The 23,455-nt window shown below is 68.7% G+C and carries 24 protein-coding genes and 1 tRNA gene; 15 read left to right on the top strand and 10 right to left on the bottom strand.

The genetic code is table 11. The features are described 5' to 3' along the window. The first annotated feature begins 6 nt into the window (after positions 1-6). Entirely contained in the window at positions 7-1,470 is a 1,464-nt protein-coding gene (gene der / locus EV216_RS08315) for a ribosome biogenesis GTPase Der (RefSeq protein WP_132694604.1), read from the top strand. On the opposite strand, the gene EV216_RS08320 is transcribed toward der, so the two are convergent. The 3 genes from EV216_RS08320 to EV216_RS08330 all read right to left on the bottom strand — a co-directional run bounded on the left by EV216_RS08320 (position 1,467) and on the right by EV216_RS08330 (position 4,267). Further along, positions 1,467-2,168, bottom strand: a complete 702-nt coding sequence (locus tag EV216_RS08320) for a hypothetical protein (protein WP_207893987.1) — start codon at positions 2,166-2,168, stop codon at positions 1,467-1,469. The genes der and EV216_RS08320 overlap by 4 nt on opposite strands. After that, the gene (serS, locus tag EV216_RS08325; protein WP_132694605.1) at positions 2,168-3,460 is read right to left on the bottom strand and encodes a serine--tRNA ligase; all 1,293 of its coding nucleotides are present in this window, start codon (positions 3,458-3,460) and stop codon (positions 2,168-2,170) included. The genes EV216_RS08320 and serS overlap by 1 nt, the downstream gene beginning before the upstream one ends. 87 nt (positions 3,461-3,547) lie before the next feature. Beyond that, complete coding sequence (locus tag EV216_RS08330; protein ID WP_132694606.1) at positions 3,548-4,267, bottom strand: trypsin-like serine peptidase; 720 nt, start codon at positions 4,265-4,267, stop codon at positions 3,548-3,550. A gap of 139 nt (positions 4,268-4,406) precedes the next feature. Here EV216_RS08330 and yajC point away from each other — a divergent pair, with 139 nt between their 5' ends. From yajC to EV216_RS08375, 9 genes are all read left to right on the top strand, one after another. After that, positions 4,407-4,739, top strand: coding sequence for a preprotein translocase subunit YajC (gene yajC, locus EV216_RS08335; RefSeq protein ID WP_132694607.1), 333 nt, complete (start codon positions 4,407-4,409; stop codon positions 4,737-4,739). Positions 4,740-4,745: 6 nt separating this feature from the next. Next, complete coding sequence (gene secD / locus EV216_RS08340; RefSeq protein ID WP_132694608.1) at positions 4,746-6,407, top strand: protein translocase subunit SecD; 1,662 nt, start codon at positions 4,746-4,748, stop codon at positions 6,405-6,407. A gap of 10 nt (positions 6,408-6,417) precedes the next feature. Next, positions 6,418-7,389, top strand: a complete 972-nt coding sequence (gene secF / locus EV216_RS08345; protein WP_132694609.1) for a protein translocase subunit SecF — start codon at positions 6,418-6,420, stop codon at positions 7,387-7,389. A 61-nt stretch (positions 7,390-7,450) separates the two neighbouring features. Next, the gene (locus EV216_RS08350) at positions 7,451-7,822 is read left to right on the top strand and encodes an Mth938-like domain-containing protein (protein ID WP_132694610.1); all 372 of its coding nucleotides are present in this window, start codon (positions 7,451-7,453) and stop codon (positions 7,820-7,822) included. A 165-nt stretch (positions 7,823-7,987) separates the two neighbouring features. Next, the gene (gene ccmA / locus EV216_RS08355) at positions 7,988-8,602 is read left to right on the top strand and encodes a heme ABC exporter ATP-binding protein CcmA (RefSeq protein ID WP_132694611.1); all 615 of its coding nucleotides are present in this window, start codon (positions 7,988-7,990) and stop codon (positions 8,600-8,602) included. Continuing rightward, positions 8,599-9,255: a heme exporter protein CcmB gene (gene ccmB / locus EV216_RS08360; RefSeq protein WP_132694612.1), complete on the top strand. Its 657-nt coding sequence runs from the start codon at positions 8,599-8,601 to the stop codon at positions 9,253-9,255. Before ccmA ends, ccmB begins: the two co-directional genes overlap by 4 nt. A 53-nt stretch (positions 9,256-9,308) precedes the next feature. Beyond that, positions 9,309-10,037: a heme ABC transporter permease gene (locus EV216_RS08365; protein WP_132694613.1), complete on the top strand. Its 729-nt coding sequence runs from the start codon at positions 9,309-9,311 to the stop codon at positions 10,035-10,037. Continuing rightward, positions 10,034-10,192, top strand: coding sequence for a heme exporter protein CcmD (gene ccmD, locus EV216_RS08370; RefSeq protein WP_132694614.1), 159 nt, complete (start codon positions 10,034-10,036; stop codon positions 10,190-10,192). The genes EV216_RS08365 and ccmD overlap by 4 nt, the downstream gene beginning before the upstream one ends. Beyond that, positions 10,185-10,733, top strand: a complete 549-nt coding sequence (locus EV216_RS08375; RefSeq protein WP_243642022.1) for a DsbE family thiol:disulfide interchange protein — start codon at positions 10,185-10,187, stop codon at positions 10,731-10,733. Before ccmD ends, EV216_RS08375 begins: the two co-directional genes overlap by 8 nt. A gap of 72 nt (positions 10,734-10,805) precedes the next feature. Here the strand turns inward: EV216_RS08375 and acnA are convergent, their stop codons facing one another. After that, positions 10,806-13,556, bottom strand: coding sequence for an aconitate hydratase AcnA (gene acnA / locus EV216_RS08380; RefSeq protein ID WP_132694615.1), 2,751 nt, complete (start codon positions 13,554-13,556; stop codon positions 10,806-10,808). 217 nt (positions 13,557-13,773) lie between these two features. Here acnA and EV216_RS08385 point away from each other — a divergent pair, with 217 nt between their 5' ends. After that, positions 13,774-14,472, top strand: coding sequence for a DUF1223 domain-containing protein (locus tag EV216_RS08385; protein ID WP_132694616.1), 699 nt, complete (start codon positions 13,774-13,776; stop codon positions 14,470-14,472). Here EV216_RS08385 and EV216_RS08390 read toward each other — a convergent pair whose 3' ends face one another. The 4 genes from EV216_RS08390 to purB form a co-directional block, all read right to left on the bottom strand. After that, positions 14,473-15,411, bottom strand: a complete 939-nt coding sequence (locus tag EV216_RS08390) for a lysophospholipid acyltransferase family protein (RefSeq protein ID WP_424511178.1) — start codon at positions 15,409-15,411, stop codon at positions 14,473-14,475. Positions 15,412-15,515: 104 nt separating this feature from the next. Next, positions 15,516-16,559 (bottom strand): flagellar motor switch protein FliG, encoded by a 1,044-nt coding sequence (locus EV216_RS08395; protein WP_243642023.1) that lies wholly within the window; start codon positions 16,557-16,559, stop codon positions 15,516-15,518. Positions 16,560-16,690: 131 nt separating this feature from the next. Further along, on the bottom strand, positions 16,691-16,855 hold the full coding sequence (locus EV216_RS18240; RefSeq protein WP_165899202.1) for a hypothetical protein: 165 nt from the start codon (positions 16,853-16,855) through the stop codon (positions 16,691-16,693). Between the two features lie 82 nt (positions 16,856-16,937). Then, positions 16,938-18,248 (bottom strand): adenylosuccinate lyase, encoded by a 1,311-nt coding sequence (purB, locus tag EV216_RS08400; RefSeq protein ID WP_132694618.1) that lies wholly within the window; start codon positions 18,246-18,248, stop codon positions 16,938-16,940. 74 nt (positions 18,249-18,322) lie between these two features. On the opposite strand from purB, the gene EV216_RS08405 reads away from it, so the two are divergent. From EV216_RS08405 to EV216_RS08415, 3 genes are all read left to right on the top strand, one after another. Next, positions 18,323-18,772, top strand: a complete 450-nt coding sequence (locus tag EV216_RS08405; protein WP_132694619.1) for a DUF6314 family protein — start codon at positions 18,323-18,325, stop codon at positions 18,770-18,772. A gap of 32 nt (positions 18,773-18,804) precedes the next feature. Further along, complete coding sequence (locus EV216_RS08410) at positions 18,805-19,404, top strand: biotin transporter BioY (RefSeq protein WP_132694696.1); 600 nt, start codon at positions 18,805-18,807, stop codon at positions 19,402-19,404. A 177-nt stretch (positions 19,405-19,581) separates the two neighbouring features. After that, on the top strand, positions 19,582-20,409 hold the full coding sequence (locus tag EV216_RS08415) for a heme-dependent oxidative N-demethylase family protein (protein ID WP_132694620.1): 828 nt from the start codon (positions 19,582-19,584) through the stop codon (positions 20,407-20,409). Here EV216_RS08415 and EV216_RS08420 read toward each other — a convergent pair. Next, a complete protein-coding gene (locus EV216_RS08420) occupies positions 20,406-21,020 on the bottom strand; it encodes a CDP-alcohol phosphatidyltransferase family protein (RefSeq protein ID WP_132694621.1) in 615 nt (204 codons plus the stop codon). The two genes, EV216_RS08415 and EV216_RS08420, sit on opposite strands and share 4 nt — an antisense overlap. A gap of 178 nt (positions 21,021-21,198) precedes the next feature. Between EV216_RS08420 and EV216_RS08425 the strand changes: the two genes are divergently transcribed. Then, positions 21,199-23,166 (top strand): TonB-dependent hemoglobin/transferrin/lactoferrin family receptor, encoded by a 1,968-nt coding sequence (locus EV216_RS08425; RefSeq protein WP_132694622.1) that lies wholly within the window; start codon positions 21,199-21,201, stop codon positions 23,164-23,166. Positions 23,167-23,302: 136 nt separating this feature from the next. On the opposite strand, the gene EV216_RS08430 is transcribed toward EV216_RS08425, so the two are convergent. Next, a tRNA-Thr gene (locus tag EV216_RS08430) sits at positions 23,303-23,377 on the bottom strand. Positions 23,378-23,455 lie beyond the last annotated feature (78 nt).

Raw genomic sequence — 23,455 nt, forward strand, 5'->3', positions numbered from 1 at the left:
GGAAAGATGAGCTTTACCCTCGCCATCGTGGGCCGACCCAATGTGGGCAAGTCCACGCTGTTCAACCGCCTTGTCGGCAAGCGGCTGGCGCTGGTCGACGACCAGCCGGGCGTCACGCGCGACCTGCGCGAGGGCGAGGCGCGGCTGGGCGATCTGCGCTTTACCGTGATCGACACCGCGGGTCTGGAAGAGGCGACCGACGAAAGCCTTCAGGGACGGATGCGCAAGCTGACCGAGCGCGCGGTCGGCATGGCGGATGCCTGCCTGTTCGTGATCGACGCGCGGGCGGGCGTGCTGCCCAGCGACGAGATCTTTGCCGAGATCCTGCGCCGCAAGTCGGCCCATGTGATTCTGGCCGCCAACAAGGCCGAAGGGGCTGCCTCCGACGCGGGAGTGATCGAATCCTATGCGCTGGGCCTGGGCGAGCCGGTGCGCATCTCGGCCGAGCATGGCGAGGGGATGGGCGATCTTTACGCAGCCCTCGCGCCCCTGGTCGAAGAGGCCGAGACCCGCCAGATCGAGGAGGCCGCGCCCGAGACCGATGTCGATGTGGGCGAGGAGGACGAGGAGACCGGCCCCCGCGTGCCGACCCGCGCGAAACCCTTGCAGATCGCCGTGGTGGGCCGCCCGAACGCGGGCAAGTCCACGCTGGTCAACGCGATTCTCGGCGAGGATCGTCTGCTGACCGGCCCCGAGGCCGGGATCACGCGCGACGCGATTTCCGTGGTGCTGGACTGGCAGGGCGTGCCGATGCGCGTCTTCGACACCGCGGGCATGCGCAAGAAGGCGCGCGTGCAGGACAAGGTCGAGAAGCTGTCGGTGGGCGATGCGCTGCGCGCCATCAAGTTTGCCGAGGTCGTGGTGGTGCTGCTGGACGGGCAGGCCCCGTTCGAGACGCAGGATCTGAAGATCGCCGATCTGGCCGAGCGCGAGGGCCGCGCGGTGGTCGTGGCGGTCAACAAATGGGACCTGGAAGAGGACCGGCAGGGCAAGCTCAAGGAACTGAAAGAGGAATTCGCCCGCGCGCTGCCCCAGATCAAGGGCGCGCCGCTGGTCACCGTCTCGGCGCTGACCGGCCGGGGTCTCGACCGGCTGAACGAGGCGGTGATGTCGGCCTATGCGGTCTGGAACCGCCGGGTTTCCACGGCAAAGCTGAACCGCTGGCTCGCGGGCATGCTGGAACTGCACCCGCCACCCGCCCCGGGCGGCCGCCGGATCAAGCTGCGCTACATGACCCAGGTCAAGACGCGGCCGCCGGGCTTCGTCGTGATGGCCTCGAACCCCGAGAAGCTGCCGGAAAGCTACCGGCGCTATCTGGTGAACGGGCTGCGCGAGGATTTCGCCATGCCGGGCACGCCGATCCGGCTAACCTTCCGCGGGCAGGGCGACCAGAACCCGTTCCGGACAAAGAAGAAAAAGACGCCCTCGCGGTTGCGCAAGCATCTGGGCAAGGGGCCGCTGGGCGGCTAGGTCGCCGTCCGGACCGTCAGCAGCCCGATCAGCACCGCGCCCGCGATGGCGGCAAAGGCGACGATCGGCGTCGTGGTCGCATTGGCCACGATCACGCCCACCAGCGCCCAGATCAGCGCGCCGCCATATTCGGGCGCGCGGTCCAGCGCCAGCAGCACCAGCGCGCCGGTCACCAGCGCGCCCGCCAGTGCGATCAGCGCCCAGACCACCGGGCCGAAGAACAGCCCGTAGCCCCCGCCCAGAAGGCCCACCGCGACCCAGCTTGCCGCCGTCAGCCAGCCCGCATAGACCGCCACCGGCGCCTGCAGGGTCCAGCGGTCGGTGAAGGGCGTGCGCGCCAGCGCCCAGAGCGCCATGGCCAGCATCCACCACAACAGAACCGAGGCCCAGAGGGGCGAGAGTTGCGCGACCCCGATCCATGCCGCGCCGGGCGCCAGCGACAGGATCAGCGGCAGGCGCGCGGGCTCCCATGTCTCGTCCTTGGCGCGCTGGAACAGGCCCATCCCGGCCGAGATCATCAGCCAGACATAGATCAGCCCCCAGATGCCGAAGGCATAGCCCGCCGGCTGCACCGGCGGGTCGTCCTGCGGGATCGGGAACTGGCCGGGCTCGAAGCCCGAAAAGCCGCCCGACATCAGCGGCGACAGCACGAAGAACAGCGTCGCGACGAAGACGAGGATCGCCTTGACCGGATCCATCAGGCCAGTTCCCCCGTTGCCGTCAGCGTGGTCCGGCCGCCCAGATACGGCCCCAGCGCCGCGGGCAGCGTCACCGAGCCGTCTTCCTGCTGGCCGTTCTCCAGCACCGCGATCAGGCAGCGCCCCACCGCCAGGCCCGAGCCGTTCAGGGTGTGGACATATTCCGGCTTGCCGCCGCCCTCGGGGCGGAAGCGGGCGTTCATGCGCCGCGCCTGGAAATCGCCGCAAAGGGACACGGACGAGATCTCGCGATAGCTGTTCTGGCCGGGCAGCCAGACCTCGATATCATGTGTCCGCCGCGCGCCGAAGCCCATGTCGCCGGTGCACAGCACGACCGTGCGGTAGGGCAGGCCCAGCCGTTCAAGGATGCCCTGGGCGCAGCCGGTCATCCGGTCGAGTTCCGCGCGACCCTGATCGGGGGCCACGATCGAGACCATCTCGACCTTCTCGAACTGGTGCTGGCGCAGCATGCCGCGGGTGTCCCGGCCCGCGCTGCCCGCCTCGGAGCGGAAGCATAGCGAATGGGCGGTCATCCGGCGGGGCAGGTCGGCGGCGTCGAGGATCTCGCCCGCCACGGTATTGGTCAGCGTCACCTCGGAGGTGGGGATCAGCCACCATCCCTCGCGCGTCTGATAGCTGTCCTCGCCGAATTTCGGGAGTTGGCCGGTGCCATACATCATCTCGTCGCGCACCAGCACGGGCGCGTTGACCTCGGTCAGGCCGTTCTCGGTGACATGGGTGTCCAGCATGAATTGCGCGAGCGCCCGGTGGATGCGGGCGACCGCGCCCTTCAGCACCACGAAGCGCGCGCCCGAAAGCTTTGCCGCCGCCTCGAAATCCATCCCCGGCAGGACGCCCGGGATCTCGAAATGCTCGCGCGGCGCGAAATCGAAGGCGCGGGGGCTGCCCCAGCGGTGGAGTTCCACATTGTCGGATTCGTCGGCCCCGTCCGGCACGTCGTCGAGCGGCAGGTTGGGCAGGCGCATCAGCAGGTCGGCAAGGCGGGCATCCTCGGCCCTGGCCTCTTCCTCCAGCCGGGCGATCTCGTCCTTCTTCTCGGCCACCAGCGCGCGCAACCGCTCGAACTCGGCCTCGTTGCCGCCGGCCTTGGCGGCGCCCACATCCCTGGACGCGGCGTTGCGCTCGGCCTGCGCCTCTTCGGCGGCCTGGATCCGGGCCCGCCGCGCGGTGTCGATGGCAAGGATCCCGGCCGAGACCGGGTCAAGGCCCCGGCGGGCCAGCGCGGCGTCGAAGGCGTCGGGGTTTTCGCGGATGGCGCGGATGTCGTGCATGGGGGCTCCGTTGCAGGGCGGCGGGACCGTCTTCGGCCCCGTATGCCCCAGCCGCACGGCGTTTTGAACCGGGAATCGCCGCGCCGGTCACTCGGGCGTCAGGAAGGCCGCGTCGGGGCGGGCGGCGACGGTGCGAATCCGGCCCGGCCCGGTGCTGCCCGCCGAAACCACCGCGATCACCCGCCAGCCCGCCGCGGTCTGCACCAGCACCGGCGCGCCCGAGGTGCCGAAGACCACCGGGCAGTCCAGGCCCAGGATGCCGGGCCAGCGGTTCAGCACCCGGCAATCGTCATGTCGGCTGAGCGCGCTGGTCCGGTCGCGGCGATAGCCGATCAGCGACAGCGCGCCGCCATCGGCCGCGCCGAGATCGGCGGGCAGGGGGGGCACCTCGCCGGGCGGGATCGGCTCGGCCAGGCGCAGCACGGCCAGATCGGTGGCAAGGGTCTGGAAATTGATGCCGTTGGCCTGATCGTAATCGGGATGCAGCCTGATTTCGGCGGCGACCCTGTGCGCGGCATATCCGCCCTTGAGCCAGCCCGCGAGGAAATGCACCTGACCGGGCCGGACCACGCGGTTGGGGTTCAGCGCGAACAGGCAATGCGCCGCGGTCAGCACCAGATCGGGCGCGATCAGCGTGCCGGTGCACATGCCGCCCGTGTCGAATCCGGTCACATTGATGCGACCGATCGCGCGCCAGGGCTGGTGCTCGGCATCGCTCAGCCGCACCGGCGCGCCCCCGTCGGCGGCGGCGATTCCGGGCGCGAGACAGGCCAGCAGCAGCACGACAAGGCGGAACGCGCGTTTCATGCCCCAGATATGCGCCGGACCCGCCCGAGGTCAAAGCCGCGCGGCTTCGCCTTGCCAAGCAGGGGGGCACCGAATAGGGTGCGCCGCGACCAAGGACCCGGGCAGCGCACCTGCCCGCAGAACAACGGGGATTCTCACGATGTTTGTCACGCCTGCCTTTGCGCAAGCGGCCGGTGGCGGCGGCGCCGGGGGCGCCTTTGCGACCTTCCTTCCGCTGATCCTGATCTTCCTGATCATGTATTTCCTGCTGATCCGGCCCCAGCAGAAGAAGATGAAGCAGCACAAGCAGATGGTCGAGGCGCTGCGCCGCGGCGACCAGGTCGTCACCCAGGGCGGGCTGATCGGCAAGGTCTCCAAGGTCAAGGACGACGAGGAACTGGAGGTCGAGATCGCCGAGAACGTGCGCGTGCGCGTCGTCCGCCACACCATCGTCCAGGTGCTGAACAAGACCGAGCCCGCCGAGAAGGCATAACCGCAGATGCTGCAATTCGCGCTTTGGAAGCGGGCCACGATCTGGGCGCTTGTCCTGATCGGCCTCGCTCTGGCCATGCCGAACCTGTTCTACGAACGGGTCGAACGGCATAACGACGCCGTTCAGGCGATCGAACTCCGGGGCGCGATGCCCGAGCTTGTGGCCGACCGGGACGCCTGGCCCGGCTGGCTGCCCTCGGGGCTGGTCAATCTCGGCCTCGACCTGCGCGGCGGCGCGCATCTCCTGGCCGAGGTCAAGGTCGAGGATGTCTATGCCGACCGCATGGATGCGCTCTGGCCCGATGTGCGCGACGCGCTGCGCGCGGTGCGCGACGAGGTGGGGCCGATCCGGCGCGCCGACTCGCCGCCCGCCGAACTGCATGTGAACATTACCCGGCCCGAGGGCATGGCCGCCGCCCTCGCCGCCGTGCGCGAGATCGCCCGCCCCACGGTGACGCTGACCGGGGTGGGCAGTTCCGATATCGAGGTGCGCGGCGCGGGCGATCTGCTGATCGTCCAACTGTCCGAGGCCGAGAAGCAGGCCACCGACAACCGCACGATCCAGCAATCGCTGGAAATCGTGCGCCGCCGCGTCGACGAGGTCGGCACCCGCGAGCCGACGATCCAGCGCCAGGGCACCGACCGCATCCTGATCCAGGTGCCCGGCATCGGCTCGGCCGAGGAACTGAAGGCGCTGATCGGCACCACCGCGCGGCTGACCTTCCACCCGGTCGTCTCGCGCACCGACAACCCGAACGACGCGCCCGGCGCGGGCAACGTGATCTACCCCTCGATGGACGATGCGGGGGTCTATTACATCCTCGAACGCACGCCCGTCGTCTCGGGCGAGGAACTGACCGATGCCCAGCCCGGCTTCGACCAGAACGGGCTGCCCTCGGTCACCTTCCGCTTCAACCCCGCCGGTGCGCGCAAGTTCGGTCGCTACACGCAGGAAAATGTCGGCTCGCCCTTCGCCATCGTTCTGGACGAGGAGGTGATCTCGGCCCCCGTGATCCGCGAGGCGATCCTGGGCGGCTCGGGCCAGATCACCGGCAATTTCAATGTCGAGGAATCGACCCAGCTTGCGATCCTGCTGCGGGCGGGGGCGCTGCCCGCGGAACTGGTTTTCCTAGAGGAACGCACCATCGGCCCCGAACTGGGCGCCGACAGCATCGCCGCGGGCAAGATCGCCTGTATCGTCGCCTTCGTCGCGGTGCTGTTCTTCATGGCGGCAAGCTACGGGCTGTTCGGGATCTTCGCCAATATCGCGCTGATCGTGAACGTGGCGATGATCTTCGGCCTGCTGTCGCTGATCGGCGCCACGCTGACGCTGCCCGGCATCGCCGGGATCGTGCTGACCATAGGCATGGCGGTCGATGCCAATGTGCTGGTCTTCGAGCGGATCCGCGAGGAACTGAAATCCGCCCGCGGCCCGGCCCGCGCCATCGAGCTTGGCTATGAAAAGGCGCTGTCGGCGATCCTTGATGCCAACATCACAACCTTCATCACCGCGACGATCCTGTTCACCATGGGCTCGGGCCCGGTCAAGGGCTTTGCGGTGACGCTGGGGCTGGGCATCCTGACCTCGGTCTTCACGGCGATCTTCGTCACCCGGCTGATGGTCGTGATGTGGATGGAACGCCGCCGTCCCAAGACCATCATCGTGTGAGGGGATCCGCATGCGCCTGAAACTCGTTCCCTCGGACACCAACTGGAACTTCTTCCGGTTCGCGACCGTCACCTTCGGCGCCTCGGTGGTGGCGATGGTGGCCTCGGTGGTGCTGTTCTTCCTGATGGGGCTGAATTACGGGATCGACTTCCGCGGCGGCACCACGATCCGCACCGAAAGCACCCAGCCCGTCGATGTCGCCGCCTATCGCGCCGCGCTTTCCGCGCTCGATCTGGGCGATGTGGCCATTTCCCAGGTCTTCGACCCCGGCTTCGGCCCCGAACGCAACGTCGCCCAGGTGCGCATCCAGGCCCAGGACGGCGAGGAAAGCATCACGCCCCAGGTCATCAACGCCGTCGAGGCCGCGCTGAAGACCGTCGATCCCTCGATCACCTTCCCCTCGGTGGAAAGCGTCGGCCCCAAGGTCTCGGCCGAGCTTGTGCGGACCGCGATCCTCGCCGTGGCGTTTTCGATCCTCGCCGTGCTGGTCTATATCTGGCTGCGCTTCGAATGGCAGTTCTCGCTGGGCGCGGTGGCCGCACTTGTCCATGACGTGACGCTGACCATCGGGGTCTTCGCGGCCCTCCAGATCCGCTTCGACCTGGCCATCATCGCGGCGCTGCTGACCATCGTCGGCTACTCGCTCAACGACACCGTGGTGGTGTTCGACCGGGTGCGCGAGAACCTGCGCAAATACAAGAAGATGGAGCTGCGGGATCTGCTGAACCTCTCGATCAACGACACGCTCTCGCGCACGGTGATGACCTCGGTCACCACGCTGCTGGCGCTGATCGCGCTGTTCGTGCTGGGCGGCGACGTGATCCGGGGCTTCGTCTTCGCGATGATCTGGGGGATCGTGGTCGGCACCTATTCCTCGGTCTTCGTGGCCTCGAACATCCTTCTGTTCCTCGGCGTCAAGCGCGACTGGTCCAAGGATCAGGACGGTGGCGCGGGAACGCAATTCGCCAGGGCCGAGGGCTGATCCGCCGCCGCGCGCTGCCATCACGGGGGAACCGACCCCCAGCGACCGGAGGGAGGGTCCGATGCGCCTGACCGAGATCCAGCCGCCCGCCGGCCTTCCCGTCGACGGCTACGGCCCCGGCTTCTTCCGCATCGCGGGCAGCGTGCATGAAGGGGCGGTGCTCGTCGCCGAGGGCCGGGCGCTCGCCTGGACCGGCCCCGAAGACCCCGCGCCGCTCCTTGCACTTGTCGGCCGCATCGACGTGCTGCTCATTGGCACCGGCGACAGCCTCCTGCCGCTGCCGGGTGCTCTCCAGTCCCGGCTCGAAGCGGCCGGGCTCGGCGTCGAGATCATGTCAAGCCCCTCGGCGGCGCGCGGGTACAACATCCTGCTCGCCGAAGGCCGCCGCGTCGCCGCCGCCCTGATCCCCGTCTCCGCCGTCCCGCCGCCCTGAGCCTTCTTCTTGGTCCAAATACCCCCGCCGGAGGCGCCGCGCGCGGCACGCGCGCGGCCAGGCCCAACCCCGGACAAGCGGGGCGCCTGCGCCCTGCGCCGGCCGGGGGCGGGAGTGCCCCCTTTCCCGCTTCCCGCCCGCCCGCCGATCGGCTATGCGAAACGCATGGATCTGACCGTGCAAGACCTCGCCTGTGCCCGCGGCGGCCTGCCCGTGCTCGAAGGGGTCGGCTTCACCCTGCGCCCGGGCCGGGCCTTGATGCTGCGCGGGCCGAACGGCATCGGCAAGACGACGCTGCTGCGCACGCTCGCGGGGCTGCAACCCGCCCTGTCCGGAACCATCTCGGCCCCGCCCGAGGCGATGGCCTATGCCGCCCATGCCGACGGGCTCAAGCCGACGCTCAGCGTCGAGGAGAACCTGCGCTTCTGGGCCCGGGTCTTTGGCCAGCGCGACATCGCCCGCGCGCTTGACGAGTTCAACCTGGCCGACCTCGCCCACCGCCCGGCGCAGAACCTGTCGGCCGGTCAGAAACGGCGGCTGGGCCTTGCCCGCCTGCTGGTCACCGGGCGGCCGATCTGGGTGCTGGACGAGCCGACCGTCTCGCTCGATACCGCCTCGGTCGCGCTGTTCGGGGCGGCCGTCGCGCATCACCTGCGCATGGGCGGGGCCGCACTGATCGCCACCCATATCCATCTGGGATTCGAGGCCGAAGAGCTTGACCTCACCCCCTTCCGCGCGCGTCCCCGTGCGATGGACCGGTTCGACGAGGCCTTCGCATGATCGCGCTGCTGATCCGCGATCTTGCCCTTGCGATCCGGGCGGGCGGGGGATTCGGGCTGGGGCTGGCCTTCTTCCTGATCGTCGTGGTGCTGGTGCCCTTCGGCGTCGGCCCCGAAAGCGCGATCCTGTCGCGGATCGCGCCCGGCATCCTCTGGGTGGGCGCGTTGCTGGCCTGCCTCCTGTCGCTCGACCGCATCTTCGCGCTGGATTTCGAGGATGGCTCGCTCGACCTGCTGGCCACCGCGCCGATCCCGCTGGAAGGCGTCGTGGCGATGAAGGCCGCCGCGCATTGGGTGACGACCGGCCTGCCGCTGACCCTGGCCGCGCCGGGGCTTGGCCTGTTGCTGAGCCTCGATCCGGCCGCCTATGGCTGGCTCGTGCTCTCGCTCGCCCTCGGCACGCCCGCGCTCAGCATGATCGGCACCTTCGGCGCGGCGCTGACCGTGGGGCTGAAGCGCGGCGGGCTGTTGCTGTCGCTGCTGGTGCTGCCGCTTTACGTCCCGACCCTGATCTTCGGCGCCGAGGCGGTGGTGCGCGGCGCGGCCGGGCAGTCCAATGCGACGCCGCTTCTGATGCTGGCGGGGATCACGCTGGCCACGCTCGCGCTTCTGCCCTTTGCGGCGGCTGCGGCGATCCGCATCAACCTGCGCTAGGGTTCACGCGCTATTCAGTTGAGACCTCGGGAAAAGCCCTCTAGGAAACGCTCATGTCGCTCTGGGAATATGCCAATCCGAAAAAGTTCATGCAGACCTCGCAGGCCGTTCTGCCCGTGATCTGGGGTCTGACGGCGCTGTCGATGGTGGTCGGTCTGGTCTGGGGCTTCTTCCTGACGCCCGAGGCCGAGAATTTCGGCTCGACGGTCAAGATCATCTACCTGCATGTGCCCGCCGCGATGATGGCGATCAATGCCTGGGTGATGATGCTGGTGGCCTCGCTGATCTGGCTGATCCGGCGCCACCACGTCTCGGCACTGGCGGCGCGGGCCGCGGCCCCGGTGGGGCTGACGATGACGGTGATCGCGCTGGTCACCGGCGCGATCTGGGGCCAGCCGATGTGGGGCACCTACTGGGCCTGGGATCCGCGGTTGACTTCGTTCCTGATCCTGTTCCTGTTCTATCTCGGCTATATCGCGCTGTGGGAGGCGATCGAGAACCCGGACGCCGCGGCCGATCTGACCTCGGTGCTGTGCATCGTGGGCTCGGTCTTCGCGCTGCTGTCGCGCTACGCGGTGAATTTCTGGAACCAGGGGCTGCACCAGGGGGCGACGCTGTCGCTCGACAAGCAGGAGAACATCGCCAACGTGTTCTGGTTTCCGCTTCTGGTCTGCATGGGGGCCTTCATCCTGCTGTTCGTGGCGCTCGTGCTGGAACGCACGCGGACCGAGATTCGCGCCCGCCGGATCAAGGCGCTGATCGCGCGGGAGCGGATGGCATGATCCCCGATCTGGGCAAATACGCGGGCGCGGTGCTTTCGTCCTACGCGATCTCGCTGGCGCTGCTGGCGGTTCTCGTCGTGCTGTCGCTGTGGCGCGCCGCGCGGGTCCGTCGGCAACTCGAAGAGGTCGAATCCCGAAGGACGTCCGATGGCTGACAAGAAGCGCGTCTCTCCCCTGATGTTCCTGCCGCCGGTGATCTTTCTCGGCCTTGCTGCGCTGTTCTTCATCGGCGTCGGCCGCGAAGACCGGGATGCGCTGCCCTCCATGCTGATCGGCAAGCCCGCGCCCGCGCTGGCGGTCGAGCCGCTGTATGGCGAGATCTTCGACGAGGGGGTGCTGCGCGGGGGCGCGGTGACGCTGGTGAATTTCTGGGCCAGTTGGTGCGGCCCCTGCCGCGACGAGCATCCGCTGCTCGAGGCGCTGGCCGCCGAGGGCGTGGCGATCTACGGCATCAACTACAAGGACAAGCCCGCGAACGCGCTGCGCTTCCTCGACCAGCTGGGCAATCCCTATGCGGGCATCGCGGCCGATCCGGCGGGGCGCACGGCGATCGAATGGGGCGTCTATGGCGTGCCGGAAACCTTCGTGCTGGACGGGCAGGGCCGCGTCGTGCTGCGCCATCCCGGCCCGCTGACCGCCGCGGTCATCGAAACAAGCCTGCGCCCGGCCATCGAACGGGCCGCCGCCGCCGAGTAAACCCGCCGCGCTGCCATGAAAAACGCCCCCGCCTTTCGGACGGGGGCGTCTTGTCGTGCCGTGATGCGGGTGTCAGGCCGCGCGGGCGAGGTTGCGCAGGACGTAATGCAGCACGCCGCCATGCTCGACATATTCCTTCTCGATGGCGGTATCGATCCGGCATTTCAGCGTGATCGTGCGTTCCCGGCCATCGGCGGAACGGATGGTGCAGGGCACCTCGGCCAGCGGTTTCAGGTCGCCCGCCAGACCGCTGATCGAGAAGCTCTCGTCGCCCTTCAGCTCCAGCGTCTTGCGGTTGTCGCCGCCGGTGAACTCGAACGGGATCACGCCCATCCCCACCAGGTTCGAGCGGTGGATGCGCTCGAAGCTTTCGGCGATCACGGCCTTGACGCCCAGCAGCGCCGTGCCCTTGGCCGCCCAGTCGCGCGAGCTGCCCGCGCCGTATTCGATGCCGCCGATCACCACCAGCGGCACGCCCTGCGCCTGCCAGGCCATCGCCGCGTCATAGATCGAGGTCTGCGCGCCGTCCGGGCCCAGCGTATAGCCGCCCTCGACGCCTTGCAGCATCTCGTTGCGGATGCGGATATTGGCGAAGGTGCCGCGCATCATCACCTCGTGATTGCCGCGCCGCGAGCCGTAGGAGTTGAACTCGCGCACGGGCACCTGCCGGTCCACCAGGTAGCGGCCCGCGGGTGTGCTGTCCTTGAAGCTGCCCGCCGGGCTGATGTGGTCGGTCGTCACCATGTCGCCCAGGATCGCCAGCGCGCGGGCGCCCGCGATATCGGCGATCACGCCCGGTTCGGTCGCCATGCCGCGGAAATAGGGCGGGTTCTGCACATAGGTCGAGGCGGCGGGCCAGTCATAGGTCTCGCTGTCGGTGGTCTCGACCGCCTGCCATTTCTCGTCGCCCTTGAAGACATCGGCATATTTCTTAAGGAAGGCCGCGCGGGTGACGGTCTGTTCGACGAGTTCCGCAATCTCCTTGCTGGTCGGCCAGATGTCCTTCATGAAGACCGGCTTGCCGTCCTTGCCGGTGCCGATCGGATCGCGGGTCAGGTCCACATTCATGTCGCCCGCGATGGCATAGACCACCACCAGCGGCGGCGAGGCCAGGTAGTTCGCCCGCACGTCGGGGGAAATCCGGCCCTCGAAATTGCGGTTGCCCGACAGGACGCTGGTCGCGATCAGGTCATTGTCATGGATCGTCTTCGAGATCTCCTCGGCCAGCGGCCCGGAATTGCCGATGCAGGTGGTGCAGCCATAGCCCACCAGGTTGAAGCCGAGCGCGTCCAGATCCTCCTGCAGGTTCGCCGCTTCCAGATATTCGCTGACCACCTGCGAGCCGGGCGCGAGCGAGGTCTTGACCCAGGGCGCTGCGCGCAGCCCCAGCGCGCGCGCCTTGCGCGCCACCAGCCCCGCGCCGATCATCACATAGGGGTTCGAGGTATTGGTGCAGGAGGTGATCGAGGCGATCACCACCGAGCCGTCGCGCAGCGCGTAATCCTGCCCCGCCACCGCGGCCGACCGGCGCGGGTCCAGCAGCGTGTCGGGCACCGGCCCTTCGGCGCTCATGTCATGGGCGGCGGCGCTTTCGTCCTCGCCGCGATATTCCGCCACCACGCGGAAGAAGCTGTCGGCGGCCTGATCCAGCGGCGTGTGATCCTGCGGCCGTTTCGGCCCCGAGATCGCGGGCACGACCTCGCCCATGTCCAGTTCCAGCGTGTCGGTATAGACCGGCGCGTAATCGGGCCCGCGCCACAGGCCGTTTTCCCTGGCATAGGCCTCGACCAGCGCGATGCGGCCCTCGTCGCGGCCCGTCTGGCGCAGATAGCGCAGCGTTTCGTCGTCGATCGGGAAGAAGCCGCAGGTGGCGCCGTATTCGGGCGCCATGTTGGCGATGGTCGCCCGGTCGGCCAGCGGCAGATGATCCAGCCCGGGGCCGTAGAATTCCACGAACTTGCCCACGACGCCCTTCTTGCGCAGCATCGCCACGACCTTGAGCACCAGATCGGTGGCCGTCGTGCCCTCGACCATGGCGCCGGTCAGCCGGAACCCCACCACCTCGGGGATCAGCATCGACACGGGCTGGCCCAGCATCGCGGCCTCGGCCTCGATGCCGCCGACGCCCCAGCCCAGCACGCCCAGCCCGTTGACCATGGTGGTATGGCTGTCGGTGCCGACCAGCGTGTCGGGATAGGCCACGGTTTCCCCGCTCTGGTCGGTATCGGTCCAGACGGTCTGGGCCAGGTATTCCAGGTTGACCTGGTGGCAGATGCCGGTGCCGGGCGGGACGACGCGGAAATTGTCGAACGCCTTCTGGCCCCATTTCAGGAAGGTGTAGCGCTCGATATTGCGCTCGTATTCGCGGTCCACGTTCAACTGGAAGGCGCGCGGATTGCCGAACTCGTCGATCATCACGGAATGGTCGATCACCAGATCGACCGGGTTCAGCGGGTTGATCTTCTGCGCGTCGCCGCCCAGCGCCACGATCCCGTCGCGCATCGCGGCCAGGTCCACGACCGCGGGAACCCCGGTGAAATCCTGCATCAGCACGCGGGCCGGGCGATAGGCGATCTCGCGATCCGACCGCCCGCCATTCGTCGCCCAGTCGGAGAAGGCGCGGATGTCGTCCACGCTGACCGTCTTGCCATCCTCGAAGCGCAGCAGGTTCTCAAGCACCACCTTCAGCGCGGCGGGCAGGCGGGCGAACTGGCCCAGCCCGGCGGCCTCGGCGGCCGGGATCGAGTAATACGCAACGCTTGCCCCGCCGGCGGTCAGCGTGCGGCGGGTGCGGGCGGTGTCCTGTCCAACGACGATCGGCATGTGGGGCGGTCTCCATGGCTCAGCGCATCTCTTCAGGATGCTCTTGCCCTAACGGCCGCAAGCGATCAAGGGGGCACGGTATTTTTTAGTATACCGTGGTGCACAGATTGCGGATCCCGGGGGAGGCCAAGCTGTCGCACCCTCCCGAATCCTTGATTGGCAGGGGAGGGGCGGGTTCTGTAGGAAGGTCGGGGACAAGGCGGACAGGGCAGGGCATATGCGGGCTTTCATCACGGTTCTGATTTCGGCCTGGCTGGCGCTTTCGGGAACGGCCCGGGCCGAGGGGGGGGCGGTGGTGCTGGAGCTTTTCACCTCGCAGGGCTGCGCCTCCTGCCCGCCCGCCGACGCGCTGATCGCGGAACTGGCCAAGCGCGAGGATGTCATCCCGCTGGCGCTGCATGTGGATTACTGGGACTATATCGGCTGGAAGGATGTCTTTGCCGATCCCGCCTTCACCCGGCGCCAGAAGGCCTATGCAAGGGCGGCGGGCCAGCGGTCGGTCTATACCCCGCAGATCATCGTGGGCGGCAAGGATCACGTCGTCGGCTACAGCCCGATGGACGTGGTCCGCCTGATCGAGGCGCATCGCGGCACACCCAGCCCCGTGACCCTGACGATGGAGCGGCAGGGCGATACGGTCACGATCCGGGCCCGCTCGGAGACCGCCTTCGAGGAGGACGTGGTGCTTCAGGTGGTGCGCTACCGCCCGTCCGAAGCGGTCGAGATCACGCGGGGCGAGAATTCCGGGCAACGCTATGTCTATACCAACATCGTCGATGCCTGGAACGCGGTCGCCCGCTGGGACGGCGCGCTGCCGCTGGTCGTGACGGTGCAGATCGAGGGCGAGCAGCCGATCGTCGCGCTGATCCAGAAGGCCGGGCCCGGGCGCATCCTGGCGGCGGCGCGGCTGCGCTGATCAGGCGGTCCCGGCGCGGCTCCGCCCGCGCGGGCGCGGGGCCTTCCAGCGGCGGTGGATCCAGAACCATTGCTCGGGATGGGCACGCACCCGCGCGGCAAGACTGTCGTTCAGCGCCTGCGTCATCGCCTCGGGCGTCCCGGCCGGAACCGGGGCCTCCAGCGCGATGTCGAAGCTCAGCCCGTCGGGGCGGCGCGTCGCGTAAAAGGGAATCAGCTCGGCCCCGTAGCGCAGGGCAAGCTCGGCCGCCGAGAGCGAGGTCAGCGCGGGCTGCCCCATGAAATCCAGCGACGCGCCCCGCCGGTGATGCTGGTCGATCAGCAGGACCAGCACGCCGCCCGATTTCAGGTGCCGCACGAAGCCGCCGGTGCCGCGGCGGCCCTGCGCGAAGACGGGGCCGCCGAACGCCTCCATCGTGCGGACGTAATGGGCGTTGAAGAACCGGTTGCGCATCGGCCGGTACAGCCCGCCGACCGCATGGCCCCGCGCGACCAGGGCGGCGCGGGCGGCCTCGTAATTGCCGAAATGCCCGGTCACCAGGATCACCGGACGCCCGGCGGCATGCGCCGCCTCGAGCGCCGCAAGGCCGGGGCCGCGCGGTTCGGCGCTGGCCATGCGGGCAAGGAAATCCCGGGTCGAGTAATTCTCGATCAGCGTGCGGCCCGCATTGTCGGCCACCGCCCGGGCGATCCGCTGCCGCTCGGCGGGGGGCATGTCGGGCCAGATCAGGGCAAGGTTCTCCTCGGCGCGGGCCAGATAGCCCGCCGGGCGCGCGATCAGGCGGCGCATGACCCATCCCGCGAACCGGACCCGCCGCTCATAGGGCAGGGCAAGGGCAAGCGCGATCACGGCGCGGATCGCGCGGTCGGCAAGCCAGTCCGTCGCGCCCCGCCTTCCCTTGTCCGATGTCCTGCCGCCGCTGGCCATGGCCCCCTGCATTCCCCTGTCCGCGCCCCGCCGCGGCGCGTGGGCAGACATAGAACCCGCGCCCCGCGATCACAAGCAGGACGCCCCGGCCCCGCCTTGCGCAGCTTGGGGCGGTCCTACCCTTGGCCGGTGGCCGCCTTCAGCCTGATCTCGCCCGCGGCCTCAAGCCCGCGCAGCGCGGCGGTGATCTCTGACATGGCGGCCTCGGTCTCTTCGGTCGAGGGGGGGCCGCGCTCGGCGATCTCCTCGCGCAGCTGGGCGGACATCCGCTGGGACATGTTGGACAGGATGAACTCCACCGTCGGGGCGTTCTTCTCGTCGGCCCCGGCCATCGCCGTGATCAGGACGGGCTGATCCACGGTTCGGGTCAGCGCCTGCACATCCAGCGGCGCCAGCCGGGCGGGAATGTCGGCAAAGGTGAAGACCGCCCGGCGCACGCGTTCGGCCAGATCCGCATCGGTCTCGGCCAGACCTTGGAGGACGTCGTCGCGGGTGGCGGCGGGGGCGGCATCGAGGATCGCGCCCATGCGTTTTTCCGTCGGCATTTCAAAGGCCCGCACCGGCGCATCGAGCAGGCGGCGCGCCAGCGCCGCGCCGATCCGGGCGATCGCCGCGGGCGGCACGCCCGAGGTGCGCGAGATCGCAAAGGCGATGCGCCGCGCCTCGGGACCGGGCATCTGGCCAAGCGCCGCGGCGGCGATCTGGCTGGGCAGCTTGGCCAGCACGATCGCCGCCACCTCGGGGCTTTCGGACATCAGAAGCTCGGCCAGCTTCTTCGGGTCCTGTTCGGACAGCAGCACCCAGGGATCGGTCGGCCGGTCCCCGGCAAGCTGGGCCTGCAACGCGGCCGCGGCCTCGGGGCTGAGATGCTCGCCCAGCAACTCGATCGCGCCGTCGATGCCGCCGGGGAAGGCAAGCCCGGCCAGTTCCAGTTCGGCCAGGAATTCCTCGACCACCGATTCCAGCGTCGGCGCGTCGATATAGCGAAGCGCCGCGATCTCGTCGGCCAGACTGGTCTGAAGCTCGGCCGGCAGATCGCCCAGCGGCAGCGTGACCCCCTCGTTCAGCAGCAGCCGCACGATGATCGCCGCCTTGCGCCGACGCGTCAGGCCGACGGCCGACCGGATATGCCCGGGAAGGCTGGGGGTAAGGCTGGTCACACCACGCTCCGTCTGCAACGGCGCCAGATTGGCGCAGGAGCGTTAAGCCGGGGTTGATGGCCGCCCACCGGCATCAAAAAAGCGGCGCGGTCTGGACCCGCGCCGCGTCCGGTCCGGGAATGTCCGGCCCGTCAGCTCGTCGCCTGATCGACGCAGGTGCCCGAGGCCGAATCGAACACCTTGCCGTCGGCGCACTGGCTGGCGTTCATCCGTTTTTCCCAGCCGCAGCCATTGGCAAGCGCCAGAGTCGGGGCCAGCGTCAGAACCGCCGCCGAAAGGATCGTCTTGAAGGTCATGGTGCATCTCCCTGGTGAGGTGTGGCACAATGTAGCACAGCCCACGCGATTTCCAAACCTGCGTGACCGATCATGCGCAAGGCTATGCCGGTTCGCCGAAAACCCGGGCAAAGATCGTGTCGACATGCTTGGTGTGATAGCCGAGGTCGAATTTCTCGTCGATCTCGGCGGGGCTCAGCGCCGCGGTCACTTCCGCGTCGGCCAGAAGTTCCTCGCGGAAATCCTTGCCTTCCTCCCAGACCTTCATCGCGTTGCGCTGCACCAGCCGATAGGCATCCTCGCGCGAGACGCCCGCCTGCGTCAGCGCCAGAAGCACCCGCTGGGACATGACCAGCCCCTTGAACCTGTTCATGTTCTTCAGCATCGCCTCGGGATAGATCACCAGCTTGTCGATCACCCCCGCCAGCCGGTTCAGCGCGAAATCCAGCGTCACGGTCGCATCGGGCGCAATCCCGCGTTCGACCGAGGAATGGCTGATGTCGCGCTCGTGCCACAGCGCGACATTCTCCAGCGCCGGGATCACCGTGGCGCGCACCAGCCGGGCAAGGCCGGTCAGGTTCTCGGTCAGCACCGGGTTGCGCTTGTGCGGCATGGCCGAACTGCCCTTCTGGCCGGCGGAAAAGAATTCCTCGGCCTCCAGGACCTCGGTGCGCTGCATGTGGCGCACTTCGATGGCGATGTTCTCGATCGAACTGGCGATCACGCCCAGCGTGGCGAAGAACATCGCATGCCGGTCGCGCGGGATCACCTGGGTCGAGATCGGCTCTGGCGTCAGGCCCAGCATCTTGCAGACATGCTCTTCCACGCGCGGGTCGATATTGGCGAATGTGCCGACCGCGCCGGAAATCGCGCCGGTGGCAATCTCGGCCCGGGCGGCCCGAAGGCGGGCGCGGTTGCGGTCCATCTCGGCGTAGAAACGCGCGAAGGTCAGGCCCATGGTGGTGGGTTCGGCATGGATGCCGTGGCTGCGCCCGATCCGCACCGTGTCCTTGTGCTCGTAGGCGCGACGCTTTAGCGCGGCGAGCACCTTGTCCAGATCGGCCAGCAGGATGTCGGCGGCGCGCGTCAGCTGCACGTTCAGGCAGGTGTCCAGCACGTCCGACGAGGTCATGCCCTGATGGACGAAGCGCGCCTCCTCGCTGCCGACATGCTCGGCCAGATGGGTGAGGAAGGCGATCACGTCATGCCTGGTCACGGCCTCGATCTCGTCGATGCGGGCGACGTCGAATTCCACATCCTTGGCCTTCCACACGGCTTCGGCGTTTTCCTTGGGGATCACCCCCAGTTCGGCCATGGCGTCGCAGGCATGGGCCTCGATCTCGAACCAGATGCGGAACCGGGTCGCGGGCTCCCAGATGGCGGTCATTTCGGGGCGGGCATAGCGGGGGATCATGGGCGGCCTCTTGGACTGGGGATGCGCGGTCTGATACCCGTTGGGGCGGGGCGCGACAAGAAGCGGGGGCGGGGATGCCGGATCTGGAGGCGTTTGCCGGGGAATGGCGGATCGAGCGGGTGATCGAGGATGCCCGGGCGGGCCATGTCGCCCGGTTCGAGGGGCGAGCGGTCTTTTCCCCGGACGCGGCGGGGCTGGTTCATGCCGAGAGTGGCCGGCTGCATCTGCCGGGGCAGGCGCCGATGATGGCCGAGCGGCGCTATCTCTGGCGGCAGGGCGCCGCAGGCATCGAGGTCTTTTTCGAGGACGGGCGGTTCTTTCACGCCATCGCGCCCGGCCCCCGCGCGCAGGCGCTGCATGACTGCCCGCCCGACCGTTACGAGGTCGGCTATGATTTCGCCCGCTGGCCCGACTGGTCCAGCCTCTGGCGCGTCACGGGGCCGCGCAAGGACTATGCCATGCGCTCGGTCCATACGCGGCTCGGGGCTTGCGCGGGGGGCGGGGCTGGGGCAGAAGTCGAATGAAGAGAAAAAACCAGCCGAACGGAGAGACCGAGATGGCCAAGGCCCTGACCGGCAAGGTTCTTGCCGAAACCCTGCTGCCCGAAGGCGGCGTTGCGCTGCGCGTGAAACAGGCGCTGCTGGTGGTGGCGGGCATCGCCGCCCTTGCCATCGCCGCGAAGATCAAGGTGCCGATGTGGCCGGTGCCGATCACCATGGGCACCTTTGCGGTGCTGACCATCGGTGCGGCCTACGGACCGCGTCTGGGTCTGGTGACGATCCTTGGCTACATGCTGGTCGGCGCGCTGGGCTATGACGTGTTCGTGGGATCGAGCGCCGAGGTGGCGGGCCTGACCTACATGACGGGCGCCACCGGCGGCTATCTGGTCGGCTATGTGCTGGCGGTCGTGGCGCTGGGCATGGCGGCGCGCGCCGGATGGGACCGTTCGGCGGGCCGGATGGCGGCGGCGCTGCTTCTGGGCAACGCGCTGATCTATGTGCCGGGCCTGCTGTGGCTGGGCCACCTCTATGGCTGGGAGCAGCCGATCCTGGCCTGGGGCCTGACGCCCTTCCTGATCGGGGATGCGCTGAAGCTGGGTCTGGCGGCGCTGCTGATCCCGGGGCTCTGGGCGCTGATCGGCCGCGCGCGCGGCTGATCTTTCCCGACCGACATGCAGGGGGGGCGTGGCCGACCGGGCCGCGCCCCCTTGACGTTCGGGACAGTCGGGACCGTGGTGCCATGGGTATTTTTGCCAAGAAGAAGCACAGGGCGGTGCCCTTGATCGGCCCCGATGGCCCTTGCGTCGGCGGCCGGGATCGGGATTGATCGGCCCATGTCCGCCGCCGATCCGATCCTGCAGAGCCACCTGCCGCATACGCCCTGGGCCGAGCCTGCCATGCGGCGCCTGCCGGGCATCCAGCCGCTGGAGATGGCGGACTGGCTGGTGATCGACGACGCCCATGCCGGGCAGATGGCCGCGCGCGACCGGCTGATCGCGACACGGCCCGCCGAGGTTCATGCGCTGACCGAAGGCGCGCGGGCGGCGGCCGGGGAACTGCTCGACACGGTTCTGGCCCTGCTGGCCGGGCGCGGCGATTTCGCGGTCGCGCGCGACGCGGTGACCCGGCCCGATGGCGTCCGCGTGCCGCTCGACCGGGCGGCGCCGCTGCTGACGCTGGGCCGGTTGGTGCAGGAGGATTTCTGCCTCTTGCAGCCGGGGGAGGGGGGGCTGCCGGTGCTGAGCGGCGCGATCCTGTGCTTTCCGGCAAGCTGGATGCTGGCGGAAAAGCTCGGCCGCCCGCTGGGGCCGATCCATGCCCCGGTGCCGCAATATGATGCCGCCCTTGCCGCGCGGGTCGAGCGGCTGTTCGCCGGTCTGCGCCCGGGGCGTGCCCTGTGGCGGGCGAACGCGCATTACTATACCGACCCCGCGCTGTTCCAGCCGCGCCCCGAATCCGCGCCGCGCGCCAAGGTGAAGGGGCCCGCGCCCTTCCTGCGCAGCGAGCGGCAGGTGCTGGTCCGGCTGCCTGTGACAGGCGCCGTGGTCTTTTCGATCCATACCTGGGTCGTCGCCTTCGACAGCCTGACGGACAGCCAGCGCGCCGCGCTGGACGCCCATCCGATCGGCTATGACCCGGCCCGCCCGACCCCGGGGGGCTAGTCTTCCGGCGGAAAGACCCGCCGCGCCAGCAGCACCCGCGCCCCCGCGGTGACGAAGCACAGCGCGCCGAAGGCCCAGGCCAGCGGCGCGAACGAGCCCGGCCAGAGGCAGAGCGCGACGAAGAAGGCGATGGTTTCCGTCCCCTCCAGCAACCCGCCGGTGAAATAGAGCGATTTCACCCCCCGCGCGCGGGTTTCCAGCCCTCGTCGCTCGGCCAGGATGGCGAAGCCCAGAAAGCTGGCCCCGTTGACATAGAAGCTGAGCAGCAGGAACGCGCCTGCCGCCCCGTGCGCGGCCGGGTCCAGCAGCACGAAGCCCAGCGGCACCGCGCCGTAGAACAGGAAATCGCTGACGATATCGAGAAAGCCGCCGAAATCGGTCTTGCGGCTGGCGCGCGCCACCGCGCCGTCCAGCCCGTCGGCCAGACGGCTGGCCAGCAGCGGGACCAGCGCCAGAAGCGTCAGCCCCAGCGCGATCAGCCCCGCCGCCGCCAGCCCCAGCGCCAGCCCGGCCAGCGTCACCGCATCCGCCGTGACCCCGCGCGCGGCCAGCGCCCGCCCCGCCCGGTCGAGCGGCGGGTCGATCCACCGGCGCATGATCCCGTCGAGCATCGCCATCCCCCCTTTGCCCGCCAAGCTGTCGGCCGAACGCGCCGCCCGCGCAAGGGGGCTGGCGGCAATGTGAGGGGCTGGCGATACTTGACGCTTTCGGTAGGGTATATTAACAGCATCAGGATCAGCGTCCCACCCGTCGGCAGGCCACGCGCAACCAGCCAGAACGCGAGGGACCATGCGCCGGACCGCCATTTCGATTGCCGCCACCATTGCCGCCAGCGGGGCCGCGGCCCAGGACGTCACCTTTGTCCTCGATCCGATCTTTCTGGAAACGGCCTTCCGCGACCAGCGTGCGTTGCTGGACACGCCGGTTTCCGCCTCGGTCCGGACCCGCGAGGAGCTTCAGAACCGGCAGGCCAGCGACATCCAGGGCCTGATCGGCGACATGCCCGGGGTCACGATCTATGGCGGGCCGCGCGCGATCTCGCAGGAGCCGAATATCCGTGGCTTCCGCGACCAGCAGATCGTGCTGCGCTTCGATGGCGGGCGGTTCAACTACAGCCAGGGCCATCGCGGCCGGTTCTTCATCGACCCCGACCTGTTGCGCCGGGTCGAGGTGGTGCGCGGCGGCGGCTCCACGCTTTACGGTTCGGGCGCGCTGGGCGGGGTGATCGCGTTCGAGACGGTCGATGCCGCCGACCTGCTGGCGCCCGGCCAGACCATGGGCGCGCGGATCAAGCTGGGCTACGATTCGAATGGCGCGCAATGGTCCGGTTCGACCACGGTCTTTGCCGATTGGGGCGACTGGGACGCGCTGCTGTTCCTCGGCGGGCGCAATATCGGCGACGACCTCGAGGACGGCTCGGGCGGCGCGATCCCGTTCTCGCAGATCGACCAGGCCAGCGGGATGCTGAAACTCGGCTATCAGCCGACCGAGGGCAACCGGCTGGAACTGAGCTATTCGATCTTCGAGGACGAGGGCCAGACCGCGGCGAATTCGAATGGCATCCCGAACGCATCGAATCCGCTGGTCGACCGCGAGGCGCGGACGCGGAACCTGCGGCTGAGCTGGGATTACGCGCCCGAGGGCTCGGACCTGGTGGATCTGTCGGTGCTGTTCCATGCCGACTGGCTGAAGATCACCGAAGACCGCGTGTCCGCACCGCGCCGCGACGAGACGCGCTATGACACGCTGGGGCTGGAGATCACCAACCGCTCGAAGCTGGACCTTGGCCTGCCGGTCGATCTGGTCTATGGCCTGTCGGCGCTCCGCGATACCCAGGAAGGGCTGCGCGACGGCGCGCCCCGCCCCGCCTTCCCCGATGCCGAGGCGACAACCTTCGGCGCCTTCGCCGAGGCGACGGCCAGCCTGACGCCCGGTCTCGACCTGATCGCGGGGCTGCGCTTCGACCGTTACGAACGCAGGCCCGACGACGCCGGATTGCAGGATGTCAGCAACGAATTCTGGTCGCCGCGGATCGGGCTGAGCTACCGTCCCACCGCCGACTGGCAGATCTACGGCAATATCGCACGGGCTTATCGCGCGCCGTCGCTGACCGAGCTTTACAACAGCGGGATGCATTTCCCGGGCAATTTCTTCGTGCCGAACCCCGATCTCGACCCCGAGGATTCGACCCAGGTCGAGATCGGTGCGCGGTTCGAGCGTGGCGGGCTGTGGCGCGAGGGCGACCGGCTTGCCTTCTCGGTCAGCGCCTATCACGCCGATGTCGACGATTACATCGAGCAGGTGGTCAACATTCCCGGCGGCACCACGAGTTTCGGCAATGTGGATGGCAAGCTCTGGGGCCTGGAGGCGGAACTGGATTACGATGCGCAGGACTGGTTCATCGGCGCGGGGCTCGGCATCGCGCGGGGCCAGCGCGAGGACGGCCAATGGCTGGGCTCGATCCCGCAGGATCGGCTGACCGCAAGTTTCGGGCTGCGCCCGGTGGCGGGGCTGGAACTGGGGGCGCGGGCCACCTTTGCCAAACGGCAGGACAGGGTGCCCGCGGCGGGCACGCCGGGCGCGGGTTACGAATTGCTCGACCTCTACGCGACATGGGCACCGGGGGCGGGGCCGCTGGGCGACATGGTGCTGCGGGTCGGCGTCGACAACCTGTTCGACCGGGCCTACACGATCTATCCCAACGGGCTGGAACAGGTGGGCCGCAGCTTCAACATCTCGACCACCTTCACGTTCTGAGATGATCGTCCTCCCGTCGCCGACACGCGCATCCTGACGTCGGCGGCGGGCAAAACCCTGCGAGTTTGCGGATCACCCGGGATCGGCAAGGGGCGGCATCAAGCGGTGCCGACCTCGTTTTCTGCATTCGGAAAGATGGTGCTGTGAGAGAGGATTGAACTCTCGACCTCTCCCTTACCAAGGGAGTGCTCTACCACTGAGCTACCACAGCCTATGTCCTTCCAGATAGCTACCCCGGGCGTTACCCCGGGTCAAGCGGGCTCTGGAAAAGCCCTTTAGTTTCAGCGCC

This window comes from Rhodovulum steppense (genome assembly GCF_004339675.1).
In the GTDB taxonomy this organism is placed as follows: Bacteria; Pseudomonadota; Alphaproteobacteria; order Rhodobacterales; family Rhodobacteraceae; genus Rhodovulum; species Rhodovulum steppense.